The following is a 14,561-nucleotide window of genomic DNA, read 5'->3' on the forward strand; positions in this document are numbered from 1 at the left end:
GGCTTGTCTTTCGTGGGCGCTGGCCTAGAGGCGGGACATGGCGAACGGACCGCGCCCGGACGAACACGACCTGATGCTCGCCGATGCTCCGGCGGACGAAGGCGGTCGCCCCGACGACCGGATCGACGACGATCGCCACGACGAGGAAAACCGGCTGAAGCTGGAATATGTCCGCCAGGTGGTCGATACGCTGGAGGATGGTGACAAGGGGGCGACCTACGATCTGGTCGAGCCGCTTCACCCCGCGGATATCGCCGACCTTCTCGAATTGCTGGAGCCGCCCGCGCGGGCAGAGCTGACGCTCGCGATCGGCGACCTGATGACGGGCGACGTGGTCGCCGAACTGAACGACTACGTCCGCGACGAGATGATGGGCGCCCTGCCCCCGGGCGTCGTCGCGCAGATCGCGGAACAGCTCGAGACCGACGATGCGGTCCAGCTGATCGAGGATCTCGACGCGCCGGACCAGGCGGCCATTCTGGCCGAGATGGAGCCCGAAGACCGGGCCGCGATCCAGAGTGCGCTCGCCTATCCCGAGGAAACCGCCGGTCGCCTTATGAGCCGCGAGCTGGTCGCGGTGCCCGAACACATGCGGGTCGGCGACCTGATCGACTATTTACGCGAGGACGGCGACCTGCCGAACGAGTTCTTCGAGGTCTTCGTGGTCGACGCCGCGCACCACCCGGTGGGTGCCTGCGCGCTCGCCTGGATCCTGCGCGCCCCGCGCCACATCGCGCTGGCCGACGTTATGAAGCGCGATCAGACGCTCATTCCTGCGATGGCCGATCAGGAAGAGGTCGCGCTGATGTTCCAGAAATACGGCCTGATCTCCGCCGCCGTGATCGATACCGAAGGGCGGCTGATCGGACAGATGACGGTGGACGACGTGGTCCACATCATCGCCGAGGAAGCGGACGAGGACGTCATGCTGCTGTCGGGCGCGGGCGATGGCGACATCAACGAGCCTATCCGCGACGCCTATTCCGCTCGCGTCCGCTGGCTGGTCGCGAACCTGGGCACCGCGCTGATCGCCAGCCTCATCATCGCGGCCTTCGGCGCGGCGATCGAACAGCTGGTCGCGCTGGCGATCCTGATGCCGGTAGTCGCCAGCGTCGGTGGCAATGCCGGGACGCAGACCATGGCGGTGACGGTGCGCGCGATCGCGACCAACCAGCTGGTGCAATCCAATACCGGCCGCATGATGTGGCGCGAGATGCGCGTCGCGCTGCTCAACGGCGCGACCATCGCGGTCCTGGTCGGGGTGGCGACGGGGCTGGTGTTCACGGCCAAGCTGGGCGTGGTGATCGCCGCCGCTATGGTGCTCAACGTCTTTACCGCGGGGCTGGCCGGCGTGCTGGTCCCGGTCACGTTCGACCGGCTGGGTCAGGATCCGGCGGTGGCGAGCAGCGTGTTCGTGACGATGATCACCGATTCCATGGGCTTCTTCGCCTTCCTCGGCTTGGCAGTGGCGAGCGGACTGGTCGCCCAAGCGGCTTGAGCGAGGGCCGCGCGGCCCTATCTAGAGCCGCGATGCCGCTGCACATGACCAAGATCGCCTTTGGGGCGAAGAACTACTCCGACATTCGCGGCTGGTTCGACGAGCGGCGCAAACGCGAGATGAAGCTGACCACGCGCTATCTGCCCAAGCGGCACGAGGAAATGGTCGGCGGATCGCTCTACTGGATCTTCGAACACAACATCGTCGGGCGCAGTCCGATCATGGGTTTCGAGCAGACGCCCGAGGGTCGCTGGTGGATCGTGCTGGAGCCGAAACTGATCGCGGTCGAACCCCGGCCCAAACGCGCGCATCAGGGCTGGCGCTATCTGAAACCGGAAGACGCGCCGCGCGATCTTCCCGAAGGGGAGGATCCCGGCGACATCCTCCCGGGAAAGCTCGCCGGAAGATTGCTGAAACTTGGCCTGATCTGAACCGTTGCGGGGTGGATGATCCCACCCTGGTTGCACACTCTGGCCGAGTTCTCGCTTGGCGTCGGCATCGCCAGCGCGCTCTATCTGTTCGCCCGGATGCTCCGCCACCCGCCGAAAATGACCGTCATGGGCTTCGTCTGGCCGCTATGTGGCCTTTTCGCCGGGCCGCTGCTGATCTGGTTCGAACGTCGGTGGGGCCGGGGCGAGGATCCGCCCTGGGCGGTCTCCGTGGCCAAAGGCACCCTGCATTGCGGGGCGGGCTGCACGCTCGCCGACATCCTCGCGGAAACCCTCGCCCTGTTCGTGCCCGCCATCCTGACGGTCTTCGGGCTAGGCTGGCTGTGGCAAGACCATCTCTTCGCGGCATGGACCTTCGACTATGTCCTTGCCCTGGCGATCGGCATCGCATTCCAGTATTTCGCCATTGCGCCGATGCGCGATCTCGGAGTTGGCGAAGGACTGCGCGCGGCGGCGAAAGCCGACGTGCTGTCGCTGACCAGCTGGCAGATCGGGATGTATGGAACCATGGCGCTGGCCCATTTCGTGGTCTTTCCCCGGATAGTAGGCGCACCGGTCGATGCCGGTATGGCAGAGTTCTGGCTGGCCATGCAGGTGGCGATGCTGGGCGGCTTCCTGACTGCCCTGCCGGTCAATCACTGGCTGATAAAGTCGGGAATCAAGGAACGGATGTAGCGCGTCGGAACACCTGCCCGGCCCGCGCCGTTGGTCTGGCAAAGGAGAAACACGACATGCCAGAACGCCAGAGCCGCCACCCCGACAACGAGATGATCGACGCCATGAAGGAGGAGGCGACCCCGTCGCAGCAGAGCTCCAGCGGGGGCGACGTTAACGTCCGCGTCGGCAAGCGGGGCGAGGAACACCGCACCACCGACCCCGACAATCGCGAACCCGTCGTCGGCTCCGACAACCCGGAGCAGGATGCCCGCAAGGGCGAGAAGACGATGGAGGCGATCAAGAAGGGCAACGCCAACTAGCGCATTACCCCCGCGATCGGTCGAGGCACCGCAGCTCATTCACGGCTCGACCGGTCGCGGGGTTGATTCCCATTCTATGGGTGCCACCTGCGTCCTACGCTATCAAAGAACGAAGGGACGGAATTTCATGACATTCACGAAGACCACAACCGCGCTCGCCGGTTTCGCCGCTCTCGCTACGCTCGGCACTGCAGCCAACGCACAGATGATGTCCGAAGGTCAGGCCAAGCCGCAGGCGCAGCCAGCCGCTCCCGCTGCGGACGCCGGTCCGGTAAGTGCCGAGGAAGTCACGAAATTCGCCAAGGTCGTGATGGGCATTCAGCAGATGCAGGGCGAGAACCCCGACATGCAGCCGCAGGCGCAGCAGCAGGCAATCATGGTCTTGCTCCAGGAAAACGACCTGGCACCCGCTCGCTTCCAGCAAATCGCAGTGGCTTCGCGGAGCGATACGGAATTGCAGACCCGCATTGCCACGGCCCTTTCGAAGATGTCCCAGGCCGACGGCTAAATCGGACCGCGCGACTATGAAAAGCCCCGCTCCCACCTCGGGACGCGGGGTTTTTTATGTCCGGATCAGGCGCGGTCGAGCCACCACCGGATCAGCAGGTTCGCGATCGCGGCATCGGGCGGCGGAGCAAACGGCCCGTCCCCGTCGCGGCCCTCGCGGATCGCTTCGGCCACTTCGGCGCGGGTGAACCAACGCGCTTCCTCCAGCTCGGTTTCGTCGAGCGTAATCGCGTCGCCTTGCGCCATCGCATGGCAGCCGATCATCAGCTGACTGGGGAACGGCCAGGGTTGGCTCGCGACGTAGCGCACATCCGCCACCCTGATCCCCGCTTCCTCGAACACTTCGCGCGCGACCGCTTCCTCGATCGTTTCGCCCGGCTCCACGAAACCCGCCAGCGCGGAGAAGGCGCGCGCGGGAAAGCGCGGCTGGCGGCCGAGCAGCAGCCGGTCCTCGTGCTCCACCAGCATGATGGTGACGGGATCGGTGCGGGGGAAATGCTGGGCATGGCATTGCGCGCAGTCGCGCTGCCAACCGCCCTTCGCCAGGTGGGTGGCGGACCCGCAGCGGGCGCAGAAGCGATGGCGTGCGTGCCAGTCGACCAGGCTGCGCGCGCCGCCGTAGATCGCCAGGTCCTCCGCCGGCAATTGCTGCATCGCCTGCCAGCTGCGTGGATCGGCGAAGGGCGGTGCGATGTTGCCGTCGCGCGGCACGGGCGCAAAACACGGCTTGCCATCCCGCAGGCCGAGGAAGACGAGCTCCGTATCCTCGTCGCAATCGGCCAGCGAGCCCCAGGCCAGCCCACCCGCATCGTCGAATTGCGGCAGCAGTCCGTCGAGCCGCAGCACCCGCGCGGAGAACCCGAACTGTTCGGAAAGCAGCTCGGGATTGCCACGGATGTGGTCCGCCCGGTCGATCGGGGAGCCGGAGAAGGCGGGCGGCTTCGGCGCGTCAGCCATTTGTCATCGCCGCCAGATCCTGGCGGACCAGATCGCTGAACTCGCCCTGGATCGGGTAGGCTTCGGACGGCATATATTGCGTGAACAGCGTCGCGCGCAGGCCCGAATCGTAATCCACGAACGCCGCGGTTCCCGCCGCGCCGCCCCAGCCATAGGCATTCCCTTCGACCCGGCCGCCCGCGCCGTAACTGGTCACGCCCATCATCCCGCCTTCCGCCGGAATCTCGACCGTCTTGGGCAGGATGTTGGACGTGCCGACGCGCACCGCCAGCTCGCCCATCACCCGCTTGCCGTCGATCTTGCCATAGCCCAGCAGCATGCGCAGGAACCGGTCGTAATCACGCGGGGAGGACACCAGCCCCGCCCCGCCATAGGGAAACGCGGGCTCGTCGAGATAGACCGAGCCCCTGGCCGGATCGAGTGGCAGGGGCTTGCCCCCCAAGATGCCGTAATTGGTGGTAAGGCGCCCAACCTCGCTCTGCGGTACGCGAAAGAACGTGCTGGTCATCCCGATCGGGTCGATCAGCCTTTCTTTCAGCACGAGGTCGAAAGGCTTGCCCTCGATCACCTCGATCACCCGGCCCATCAGGTCGAGCGCGACCGAGTAACTGAATTTCGTACCCGGCTGCAGGACCAGCGGCACGGTGGCGAGCCCGTCGGCAAAGGCCTTCAGGCTGGCGACGGGCTTCCCGCGATCGAGCTCCGGGAGCGGCAGCTTGGTCACTTGGCCGGGGACGAGGCCCAGCCGTTCGTACTCGGTCTTGATCGGACCCTGCTGGATGATCGAATAGCCCAGGCCCGCGGTATGGGTCAGCAACATGCGGATCGTGATCGGGCGCTCCGCCGGCTCCAGCGCGTCGGGCGCGATCGAGCCGTCGTAGGTCTTCTGCACCTTCATCTCGGAGAAAGCGGGCAGGATTTCGGCCAGCGGCTGGTCGAGGCCCATTTTGCCTTCGTCGATCAGCTGCATTGCGCACATGCCGGTCAGCGGCTTCGTCATCGAGTAGATGCGATAGAGGCTGTCGATGTCGGCCTTGGCCGCGCCGCCCAGCGCCAGCGTGCCGCGTGCGATCACCTGCGGGTCGGGCGTCTGGCCCCAGCCGAAGGTGGCGAGCATGTTCGCGACCTTGCCGCTGGAAACATATTCCTCGATCGCGGCCCTGACCGACGGGAATGCCGGTGCGAGAGGCGGTTTAGCCCAGGCCGCGCGGCCCAGCGGATGCGCCGCCAGCACGCCCGCCGCCCCGAGCCAGCCCGCGCCACGAAGGAGCGCGCGGCGATCGAGTGCGGTGCCGAATTCGCGATAGGCCATGGAAATCCTCCTCCCGGTTTCTCTTTGCGACCTTTTCTGCGGCCTGGCGTGCGCCCGGTCAATCCGCTCTTGCAGGCGAAGCGTGTATTACCTAGCTAGAACACATGCTGAATATCATCTCGATCCTGATCGGGCTCTTCTCGCTCGTCATCGTCATCCCCTCCTCCATTCCTCTCCTTGGTTGGGGCAACTGGTTCGCCCTGCCGGTGATCGCGGTGGGCGTCATCGTCGGCGCGCTCTCGTCCAAGAATGGCGGGCGCAATTTCTGCCTGATCGTCGGGCTGATCGCGATCGTGCGCCTGATGATCGGCGGCGGTATCTTCTAGGCCGTTTGCCGCGCGGCCAGCACGCGCCGCGCCGCCTTCAGGAACAGGGTCGGCAGGCCGAGGGTCTCGATTTCCGCAACCGGATACCACGACCCGTTGCCTGTCTCCCCCGGCGGGCCGCCGACCCGTTCCACCACTTCCAGCTCGATGTCGAAATGGGTGAAGCCGTGGCGCACCAACCCGCGCGTTTCCCATTCGCCCGGGAGTGGCGGCTCGCCATTCCCGTCGCCTTTCGCGGACCAGCCATCGTCGGGCAGCCCACGCATCCCCCCGAGCATACCCTTCCCCGCCCGCTCGACCAGCAGGACCTGCCCCTCCCGCTCGATCCAGAAACACCTGCCCTGCCGCAGCGGCTTCGCCTTCTTCGGCGGCTTGACGGGGAAGCGTTCGGGATTGGCCACCCGGCCCGCACAACGTTCCGCCAGCGGACACAGCAGGCACTTGGGCGCGCGGGTGGTGCAGATGGAGGAACCGAGGTCCATCATCGCCTGCGCGAAATCGCCCGCCCGCCTGCCGGGCGTGATGCTATCGGCCGCCACCGCGATCTCGCGCTTCGCACCGGGCAGTGGGGTGTCGATTGCGAACAGGCGCGTCACCACGCGGATCACATTGGCGTCCACCGCGACTGCGCGCCGTTCGAACGCGATCGCGGCGATCGCGGCAGCGGTGTAGTCGCCCACGCCGGGCAATTCGCGCAGACCGGCTTCGGTATCCGGGAAGCCCCCCCGCGCAGCCACCAGCCGTGCCGCCTTCAGCAGATTGCGCGCGCGCGAGTAGTATCCCAGCCCCGCCCACGCCGCCATCACCTCCTCGTCCTTCGCGCCGGCGAGTTGATCCACGCTCGGCCAGCGCCGGGTGAAAGCGGCAAAATAGGGTTTCACCGCGGCAACGGTGGTCTGTTGCAGCATGATTTCCGACAGCCACACGCGATAGGGATCGGGCGGCGGGGTACCCGGCGGCGCGCGCCACGGCAGGTCGCGCGCATGGCGATCGTACCAGGCGAGCAGTTCGGTCGCGATCGGCGGCGGGTTCGCGCTGGCAGTCACGCGGCGGCTATGGCATGACGGCGGCAGGGATGGAACGGGACGCGAAACCGAAAGCGCCGGCGAAGCGCAAGGCCACCTCGGCCCGCCAGTACGAGCGGCCGCGCGGTGGCTCCGCGCGCGCGGTCGGCGACCTGATGCCGCATATCGGGCGCACCGCCTTCCGCCGCTTCGGCTTCGTACAGAGCTCGGTCGTCAGCCGCTGGCCCGAAATCGTGGGGGAACGGCACGCGCGCGTCTGCGCGCCGGAATCGATCCGCTTCCCTCCAGGCGAGAAATCCGATGGCATCCTGCAACTGGTGGTGTTGCCCGCGCACGCGCCGATCATCCAGCACGTGATCCCCGAGCTCATGGAGCGGGTGAACCGCTTCTTCGGCTACAAAGCGGTGGCCAAGGTGAAGATGCGGCAAGGCGCGGTTCAGGCACCCCCGCTAGAGGAAAAGCCCAAGGCGCCGCCTTCGCTCAAACCCATCCCGATGGAACTGGGGGATTCGCTGCGCGATATCGGCGACCCGGAGCTGCGGGCGGTGCTGGAAGGGCTGGCGCGCAGCCTGGGCGGGCAGGAGACGTAAGAGATGCGCAATACCATCCGGGCCGTGCTGCTGGTGGTGGCAGCCCTGGGCACCATCGCCGCGACCAAGGGCAACTGGCTCGCCACCACCGAGGCGGGTGACGTGTGGCATAGCGTCGGCAACCCCGATGCGCCGGTCAAGCTGGCCGAATATATCAGCTACACCTGCCCCCATTGCGGCGATTTCGCGCGTAGCGGAGAAGACGCGTTGAAGCTGGCCTATATCCCCACCGGGAACGTGCAGGTGGAGGTGCGGCATTATATCCGCGACGATGTCGACCTGACGGCGGCGCTGCTCGCCTGGTGCGGCAAGCCTGACGATTTCACGCGCAATCACGCGATCCTGATGCATGCCCAGCCGCAGTGGCTGGCGGCGCGGCAGGCGACCAGCGCGGGACAGCGGCAGCGCTGGGAAACGGGCACCACGCTGGAGCGGCGACGCGCGATGGCGCGGGACCTGGGTTTCTACGAGCTGTTCCGCGACCGCTACACCACGCCGCAGCTCGACCGTTGTCTGGCCGACGATGCGCTGGCCGACCGGCTGGAGGCGTCGACGCAAAGCTATCGCGACGACATCGGGGTGACGGGAACGCCCAGCTTCACGCTGAACGGCGTGCTGCTGGCAGGAACCTACAGCTGGGACATGCTCGCCCCCCAAATCGACGCGCGCCTGCCCGCGAGCGCCACCCCGGCGCGGCCGGTGCCGGTCGCGACCGACTGATCCTGTGGATACCGCGCCCGGCGCCTTTGCCCGATGCGGGCGGCGGGCTAGACTTCCCTTCCGAAATTGCGAGGACTCCGTTCGATGATTGCCCAGTTCCGTTCCGCCCTAGCCGTCATGGCGCTCCCCCTGGCACTCTCGCTGGCCGCATGCGGCGATTCCGCCAGCGAAGCGAGTGCGGCGGCGCAGAGCGAGCCGGTGGCCAAGGTCGCGGCACCCGCCGGCGCGCAATGGGTCGATACGGTCAAGACCACGCCGGAAGGCGGCTGGCTGGTCGGCAATCCCGACGCCCCGATCAAGCTGGTCGAATACGGCTCCGTCCTATGCCCCGCCTGCGCCGCCTTCGGCGTCCAGGGCATGGAACCGCTGATGAACGATTACGTGAATTCGGGCCGCGTTTCCTACGAATTTCGCAGCGTCCTGATCCATGGCACCGCCGATCTTGTGGTCGTGGCGCTGGATGCGTGCGGCCCGCCCGAGGCGGTGGTTCCGCGGGCGGAAGCGGTATGGCAGAACCTGCCCGAAGTTATGGAAGGGCTGCAGGGTAACGCCCAGGCGGCCGAGGCGGCGATGCAGCTGCCCGAAGACCAGCGCTTCGTCGAATATGCCGCGCGCACCGGCCTGCTCGATTATTACGCCAAGCTCGGCCTCAATCGCGATCAGGCGCGCCAGTGCTTGGCCGACGCCGGCAAGATGCGCAGCATGGCGGAGCAGATGCAGGAACAGGCGGGCAAGGACAATGTCCAACGCACGCCGACCTTCCGCGTCAACGGACGCGAGGTCGAAGCCAGCAGCTGGGCGCAGCTCGAACCGCTGCTGCAGCGCGCCGGGGCGCGCTAGGACGACAGACCCGCGCGCATGGAGATCCGGCGGCTCAAGCTCAGCGGTTTCAAGAGCTTCGTCGAGCCTGCCGAACTTCGCATCGAACCCGGGCTGACCGGGGTCGTCGGCCCCAATGGCTGCGGCAAGTCCAACCTGCTGGAGGCGCTGCGCTGGGTGATGGGCGAGAACTCGCCCAAATCCATGCGCTCGGGCGGGATGGAGGATGTCATCTTCGCCGGGACCGAGGCGCGCCCGGCACGCGACTTCGCCGAGGTCGTGCTGCAAGGCGTGGATGGCGAGGGGGAAGAGCTCGACGTCACGCGCCGCATCGAGCGCGGCGCGGGCAGCGCCTACCGCGTCAACGGCCGCGACGTGCGCGCGAAGGATGTGGCGCTGACCTTTGCCGATGCCGCCACCGGCGCGCACAGCCCCGCGCTCGTCAGCCAGGGCAAGATCGCGCAGGTGATCGCGGCCAAGCCCGCCGAACGGCGCATGATGCTGGAAGAAGCGGCGGGGATCGCGGGGCTTCACGTCCGCCGCCGCGATGCCGAGAGTAAGCTTCGCCAGACCGAGGCCAATTTGGCCCGGCTGGAGGACCTGATGGCGGGGCTCGACAGCCAGATCGCCTCGCTGCGGCGGCAGGCGAAGCAGGCCGAGCGCTATCGCACGCTCTCCGAAGAGATCGCCGTGGCGGAGGCGCGCGTGCTCTACGCCCGCTGGCGCGATGCCGCCGCCGCCGCCGAGGAAGCGCGCGCGGAGGCGAAGCGCGCCGACGCAAGCGTCGCCGAGGCGCAAGCCAGAGCGAGCGAGGCACAGAAGGCGCAGCGGATCGCCGCCGAAACCCTTGCCCAGGCGCGCGACGAGCTGGCCGACCGCCGCGACGACGCCTCGGCCCATGGGCACCGCATGACCGCGCTGACCGACCAGCTCGAAGCGGCGGAGGAACGGCTTGCCGACCTCGACCGGCAGAAGGCTCGGCTGGAGGAGGATCGGGGCGAGGCCGACCGGCTGACGCGCGACGCGGCGGAGGCCCTGCGCAAGCTGGAGAGCGATCTCGCGGCGGCGCGCACCGCGCTGGAGGAGGACGAGGCACGCCGCCCCGCCCTCGCCCGGCAGGTCGAAACGGCCGAAAGCGCGGCGCGCGCCGCCGAACTCGCGCTCGCGCGCGCGACCGCCGATCACGCCGGGGTCGAGGCCGACTGGCGCGTCGCCGAAGCGACGATCGAACAGGCGCGCACACGCCTCGAACGCCTCGATGCCGAGATGCGCCGACAGGCTGAAACCCGCCGGGCGCTGGGCGCACAGGGCGATCCCGACGCAGCGGTAGCGGCGGCGCAGCGCGAGAGCGAGCGCGCGGCGGAGCGCGCCGAGACGCTGCGCGCCGACGTCTCCCACCTGCGGGAGGAAAAGGATGCCCTGCGCGAACGGCGCGACGCGGCGGCGGATCAGCTCTCCGTAGCGCAGGCCGAACTGACCGGGCTCGAACGCGAACACAACGCGCTCGACCGCGACCGGCAAGCGCGCGAGCGGCAGGCGAAAGGTCATGCGAAACTGCCTGCCGCGCTCGACCGGGTGCGCGCGGCGCCGGGCTACGAGCGCGCGCTGGCCGCGGTGCTGGGGCGCGATGCCAAGGCCCTGCTCGGCACGCCCGAGGGAGAGGCGGAGGGCCGCTACTGGACCGGGCGTGACGGTGCTGTGCCCCCTGCCGTGTCCGACAGCCTCGCCGCGCAGGTCACCGATTGCCCGCCCCAGCTCGCGGCGCGGCTGGCGCTGGTCCATGTCGCCCATGCCGACGACGGTCGCACGCTCGCGCCCGGTGAGTGGCTGGTGACGACGGGCGGGCGCCTGCGCCGCTGGGACGGTCTCGTCGCGGACGGCGAAGGGGCCGCCGAAGCGGCGCGGCTGGAAGCGGCGAACCGGCTCGCCGAACTCGAACAGGCATTGCCTAGCCACCGCGCGGCGCGCGACGAGGCGAAGGCTGCACAGGACGACAGCGCCGTGCAGCTCGCGGAGGCGCAAGCCGCGCTTGTCCGCACAGAGCGCGAGGCGCAGGACGCCGCCGAGACCGAGCGACAGGCGCTGCGCGCGCTCGATCAGGCGGAGGCTGCGCGCGAGCGGCTGGCGGCGCGGCTGGCCGAGCTCGCCGAGGCCGAAGCCGCCACAGCGGAGCAGCGCGAGCAGGCCGCAGCCGAGTTGGCGGACGCCACGGAGCGGCGCGACCGGCTGCCCGACCCCGCCGCGGGTCGTGCGAAACTCGAAGCGGCGCAGGCGAAGAACGAGGCCGGCCGCTCCGCCATCCAGGCGTCGCTGGCCGAACTCGCCGCGCTCGACCAGTCGCTCGCCGTCGGGCGCGAACGCGTCGGTGCGCTCAAGAGCGATCAGGCGAACTGGCAGGCGCGCTCCGGCGAGGCGGCGCGGCGGCTTGCCGGCATGGAAAGCCGCTTCGAGGAAATCGCCGGCGAACGCGCGGTCATCGCCGCCAAGCCGGAGGGGCTGATACGCGAGATCGAGCAAGGCGATGCCGTCCGCGCCCGCCTGACCGCTGCGTTGGAGGAAGCACAGGGCAATGTCGTGGCGGCGCAGGAGAAAGCGGACGCGGCCTCCGGCGCGCTGGACGCGGCCAACGAGGCCCTGTCGTCTGCGCGCGAATCCCGCGCCGGGCTTACCGCGCGGGCGGAGAACGAAGAGGGTCGACGCACGGAAATGGCGCGGCTTTCGGGTGAGCGCTTTCAGTGCCCCCCGCCCCTGCTCGGCGAACGGTTCGGCTTCGACACCGAGACCGTCGCGGATCGCGATGCCGAGGCACAGGTGCACGAGCGCCTGGTCGCCAGCCGCGAGCGGATCGGGCCGGTCAACCTGGTGGCCGCCGACGAGCTCGAGAAGATCGAGCGGGAGCACGGCGCAAGCGCGGAAGAACAGGCCGAACTCGCCGAAGCGGTGCATCGCCTGCGCGGTTCGATCGGCAATCTCAACCGCGAGGGGCGCGAGCGGCTGCGCGAGGCGTTCGAGCGGGTCGACACCCATTTCCGCCGCCTGTTTACCAAGCTGTTCGAAGGCGGGAGTGCGCATCTGGCGCTGGTCGACAGCGACGATCCGTTGGAGGCGGGGCTGGAGATATTCGCCCAGCCCCCGGGCAAGAAGCTGCAATCGCTAACCCTGCTGTCCGGCGGCGAGCAGGCGCTGACCGCGATCGCGCTGATCTTCGGCCTGTTCCTGACCAATCCTGCCCCGATCTGCGTGCTGGACGAGGTCGATGCGCCGCTGGACGATGCCAATATCGACCGCTTCTGCGACCTGCTCGACGCCATGGTCCGCGAAACCAGCACCCGTTATCTGATCGTCACCCACAATGCCGTGACGATGAGCCGGATGCACCGCCTGTTCGGCGTCACCATGATGGAGCGCGGCGTGTCGCGCCTGGTCAGCGTCGACCTGGGCGAGGCGGAACGGATGGCAGCGGAGTAACACCGCCATCAGAAACGTTCCAATCCGGGAAATCTGCGATGAACCGATGAAACCAAACACCCCTTGCGATCATTGAGCCCGCAAAAGCCGGTATTGTGGGTTCCCGGGGGATTATGAGTATCGATTTCGAGCACGTCCTTGGCGCTTCGCCGAACCCGTATGTGATTCTCGATACCGATCTGGTCATCGTCTGGATGAACGATGCCTATTGCGCGCAACCATGCGTGGGCGTGGCGATCTCGCAGGGCAAAAGATGTTCGACGCGTTCCCCAGCGAAGAGGGGAGCGAGAGCCACCAGCTGCTCAAATCGTCTCTCGATCGCGTACTGAAAACGGGCGAGCCGGACGAACTCGCCTTGATTCGCTACGATATCGAAAACCCCGACGGATCGACCGATGCCCGTTACTGGAGCGCCACGCACACCCCGATCCACGAAGGCGGGCAGTTGCGCTATATCCTGCAACATACGGTCGATGTGACCGAGGTCGAGAAGCTGCGACAACACAAGGATGCCATGGGCATCTTTCGGCGCGCCAAGAGTGTGCAGGACGAAAACCGCACATTGCGGGACGAGACGCGAAGGCTGCTCGCGTTATTCCATCAGGCACCGGGATTCACGGCGGTATTGATGGGAACCGAGCATCGCTTCGCCATGGCGAACGAGGCATATCGCGAACTCGTGGGCAGAGCCGACGTCGTGGGGCGCACGGTGGAAGAGGCGCTACCAGAGGTTGCCGACCAGGGTTTCATCGAAGTGCTCGATAACGTCTATCGCACCGGCGAACCCTATTTCGGTCGCCGCGAGGAAGTCTTCCTGGTGCCGGAGGGCGAGAGCGAACCGCGGTCGCGCTTCCTCAATTTCGTCTTCCAGCCGGTTCTCGATGACGACGATCTCGTTCGCGGAATAATCATCCAGGGCAACGACGTAACCGACGAGGTGCTCTCGCTGGAGCGGCAGCAATCGCTGGTCAACGAGCTTAATCACCGGGTCAAGAACACGCTGGCGATCGTGCAGGGGCTCGCCATGCAATCCTTTCGCACCGCCGAAACGGAGCGTGGGCGCGCGGTGTTCGAGGCCCGGTTGCGGACGTTGGCGACGGCACACAATCTCTTGACCGAGGGGTTCTGGGGTGCGGCCGAGGTTGCAGATGTCGTGCGGCAGTCCGCCGAGACCACGGCGAGAGATGCGCTGGCACGGATCGATTTCTCGGGCGATCTGGTGCGATTGCCCCCGCAAACGGCCGTTTCCCTTGCGATGATCATCCACGAATTGTGTACCAACGCCATGAAATACGGTGCTCTATCCAATGAAAGCGGCTCCATCGCGATACGGTGGCACGTCGTCGAGAACGGAGCGAAGGCCTTGGTGTTCGAATGGAAGGAACAGGGCGGGCCCGCCGTAACGCCCCCCGAAAGGCCGGGTTTCGGCACGCGGCTTATCTCGCGCGGCGTCTCCGATCGTGCCACCGGTTCGGCCGAGGTCGCTTACGAGCCGGATGGGTTGCGCTTCTCGATGCGGGCGGAGCTGGAAGCGGCATGAATCTGGCGGGAAAGCGCGTGCTATTGGTGGAAGACGAGGTCATCATCGGGTTCGCGCTCGACGACATGATTTCGGATGAAGGCGCGCAAACCACGCTCGTCGCATCACGCGCCGATGCGGAGCGGGCGCTCGCCGAAACGGATTACGACCTCGCAATCATCGACGTGAATCTGAACGGCGACCTCAGCTATCCGCTGGCCGATGTCCTGACGGAAAAAGGTTGTCCGTTCATCTTCGCCACCGGTTACGGCAACGTCACCCACCCCGACCGGTTCGCGAAAGTACCCACGGTCGGCAAGCCGTATAATCTGGCGACGATCATGCAGGCCACGACAGGGGTTTTGTAGCTTCCGACGCGATAGCACCGGCATCG

The 14,561-nt window shown here is 67.4% G+C and carries 15 protein-coding genes; 12 read left to right on the forward strand and 3 right to left on the reverse strand.

The window, feature by feature from the left end; genetic code table 11:
- The first annotated feature begins 37 nt into the window (after positions 1-37).
- The 5 genes from mgtE to F7D01_RS01890 all read left to right on the forward strand — a co-directional run bounded on the left by mgtE (position 38) and on the right by F7D01_RS01890 (position 3,432).
- The gene (gene mgtE / locus F7D01_RS01870) at positions 38-1,498 is read left to right on the forward strand and encodes a magnesium transporter (RefSeq protein ID WP_215228586.1); all 1,461 of its coding nucleotides are present in this window, start codon (positions 38-40) and stop codon (positions 1,496-1,498) included.
- 32 nt (positions 1,499-1,530) lie between these two features.
- A complete protein-coding gene (locus tag F7D01_RS01875) occupies positions 1,531-1,929 on the forward strand; it encodes a DUF1489 family protein (RefSeq protein ID WP_215228587.1) in 399 nt (132 codons plus the stop codon).
- Between the two features lie 30 nt (positions 1,930-1,959).
- On the forward strand, positions 1,960-2,622 hold the full coding sequence (locus F7D01_RS01880; RefSeq protein ID WP_251566982.1) for a DUF4396 domain-containing protein: 663 nt from the start codon (positions 1,960-1,962) through the stop codon (positions 2,620-2,622).
- A 56-nt stretch (positions 2,623-2,678) separates the two neighbouring features.
- Positions 2,679-2,924 (forward strand): hypothetical protein, encoded by a 246-nt coding sequence (locus tag F7D01_RS01885; protein ID WP_215228589.1) that lies wholly within the window; start codon positions 2,679-2,681, stop codon positions 2,922-2,924.
- Between the two features lie 127 nt (positions 2,925-3,051).
- The gene (locus F7D01_RS01890) at positions 3,052-3,432 is read left to right on the forward strand and encodes a hypothetical protein (RefSeq protein WP_215228590.1); all 381 of its coding nucleotides are present in this window, start codon (positions 3,052-3,054) and stop codon (positions 3,430-3,432) included.
- A gap of 65 nt (positions 3,433-3,497) precedes the next feature.
- On the opposite strand, the gene nudC is transcribed toward F7D01_RS01890, so the two are convergent.
- A complete protein-coding gene (gene nudC / locus F7D01_RS01895; protein ID WP_215228591.1) occupies positions 3,498-4,388 on the reverse strand; it encodes an NAD(+) diphosphatase in 891 nt (296 codons plus the stop codon).
- On the reverse strand, positions 4,381-5,700 hold the full coding sequence (locus F7D01_RS01900; protein WP_215228592.1) for a serine hydrolase: 1,320 nt from the start codon (positions 5,698-5,700) through the stop codon (positions 4,381-4,383). Before F7D01_RS01900 ends, nudC begins: the two co-directional genes overlap by 8 nt.
- A 104-nt stretch (positions 5,701-5,804) precedes the next feature.
- On the opposite strand from F7D01_RS01900, the gene F7D01_RS01905 reads away from it, so the two are divergent.
- On the forward strand, positions 5,805-6,026 hold the full coding sequence (locus tag F7D01_RS01905) for a hypothetical protein (protein ID WP_215228593.1): 222 nt from the start codon (positions 5,805-5,807) through the stop codon (positions 6,024-6,026).
- Here F7D01_RS01905 and F7D01_RS01910 read toward each other — a convergent pair.
- Positions 6,023-7,072: an A/G-specific adenine glycosylase gene (locus F7D01_RS01910; protein ID WP_215228594.1), complete on the reverse strand. Its 1,050-nt coding sequence runs from the start codon at positions 7,070-7,072 to the stop codon at positions 6,023-6,025. The genes F7D01_RS01905 and F7D01_RS01910 overlap by 4 nt on opposite strands.
- Positions 7,073-7,101: 29 nt before the next feature.
- Between F7D01_RS01910 and F7D01_RS01915 the strand changes: the two genes are divergently transcribed.
- From F7D01_RS01915 to F7D01_RS01940, 6 genes are all read left to right on the forward strand, one after another.
- Positions 7,102-7,641, forward strand: coding sequence for a DUF721 domain-containing protein (locus F7D01_RS01915; RefSeq protein WP_215229611.1), 540 nt, complete (start codon positions 7,102-7,104; stop codon positions 7,639-7,641).
- Between the two features lie 3 nt (positions 7,642-7,644).
- Positions 7,645-8,361 (forward strand): thioredoxin domain-containing protein, encoded by a 717-nt coding sequence (locus F7D01_RS01920; RefSeq protein ID WP_215228595.1) that lies wholly within the window; start codon positions 7,645-7,647, stop codon positions 8,359-8,361.
- Positions 8,362-8,478: 117 nt separating this feature from the next.
- Positions 8,479-9,201, forward strand: a complete 723-nt coding sequence (locus F7D01_RS01925; protein WP_251566984.1) for a thioredoxin domain-containing protein — start codon at positions 8,479-8,481, stop codon at positions 9,199-9,201.
- Between the two features lie 18 nt (positions 9,202-9,219).
- Complete coding sequence (gene smc / locus F7D01_RS01930; RefSeq protein WP_215228597.1) at positions 9,220-12,648, forward strand: chromosome segregation protein SMC; 3,429 nt, start codon at positions 9,220-9,222, stop codon at positions 12,646-12,648.
- Between the two features lie 220 nt (positions 12,649-12,868).
- A complete protein-coding gene (locus tag F7D01_RS01935) occupies positions 12,869-14,188 on the forward strand; it encodes a sensor histidine kinase (RefSeq protein WP_251566986.1) in 1,320 nt (439 codons plus the stop codon).
- Positions 14,185-14,535 carry a response regulator gene (locus F7D01_RS01940; protein WP_215228598.1) on the forward strand — a complete coding sequence of 117 codons (351 nt, stop codon included), beginning with the start codon at positions 14,185-14,187 and terminating at the stop codon, positions 14,533-14,535. The genes F7D01_RS01935 and F7D01_RS01940 overlap by 4 nt, the downstream gene beginning before the upstream one ends.
- Positions 14,536-14,561 lie beyond the last annotated feature (26 nt).

Origin of the sequence: Erythrobacter sp. 3-20A1M (genome assembly GCF_018636735.1) — a bacterium.
Classification (GTDB): Bacteria; Pseudomonadota; Alphaproteobacteria; order Sphingomonadales; family Sphingomonadaceae; genus Alteriqipengyuania.

Bases quoted from the DNA above. Each gene is read 5' to 3' on its own strand.
- mgtE (WP_215228586.1), top strand. From the start codon at position 38: ATGGCGAACGGACCGCGCCCGGACGAACACGACCTGATGCTCGCCGAT.
- F7D01_RS01935 (WP_251566986.1), top strand. From the start codon at position 12,869: ATGCGTGGGCGTGGCGATCTCGCAGGGCAAAAGATGTTCGACGCGTTC.
- F7D01_RS01890 (WP_215228590.1), top strand. From the start codon at position 3,052: ATGACATTCACGAAGACCACAACCGCGCTCGCCGGTTTCGCCGCTCTC.
- F7D01_RS01905 (WP_215228593.1), top strand. From the start codon at position 5,805: ATGCTGAATATCATCTCGATCCTGATCGGGCTCTTCTCGCTCGTCATC.
- F7D01_RS01875 (WP_215228587.1), top strand. From the start codon at position 1,531: ATGCCGCTGCACATGACCAAGATCGCCTTTGGGGCGAAGAACTACTCC.
- F7D01_RS01900 (WP_215228592.1), bottom strand. From the start codon at position 5,700: ATGGCCTATCGCGAATTCGGCACCGCACTCGATCGCCGCGCGCTCCTT.
- F7D01_RS01925 (WP_251566984.1), top strand. From the start codon at position 8,479: ATGGCGCTCCCCCTGGCACTCTCGCTGGCCGCATGCGGCGATTCCGCC.
- smc (WP_215228597.1), top strand. From the start codon at position 9,220: ATGGAGATCCGGCGGCTCAAGCTCAGCGGTTTCAAGAGCTTCGTCGAG.
- F7D01_RS01920 (WP_215228595.1), top strand. From the start codon at position 7,645: ATGCGCAATACCATCCGGGCCGTGCTGCTGGTGGTGGCAGCCCTGGGC.
- F7D01_RS01940 (WP_215228598.1), top strand. From the start codon at position 14,185: ATGAATCTGGCGGGAAAGCGCGTGCTATTGGTGGAAGACGAGGTCATC.
- F7D01_RS01915 (WP_215229611.1), top strand. From the start codon at position 7,102: ATGGAACGGGACGCGAAACCGAAAGCGCCGGCGAAGCGCAAGGCCACC.
- F7D01_RS01885 (WP_215228589.1), top strand. From the start codon at position 2,679: ATGCCAGAACGCCAGAGCCGCCACCCCGACAACGAGATGATCGACGCC.
- nudC (WP_215228591.1), bottom strand. From the start codon at position 4,388: ATGGCTGACGCGCCGAAGCCGCCCGCCTTCTCCGGCTCCCCGATCGAC.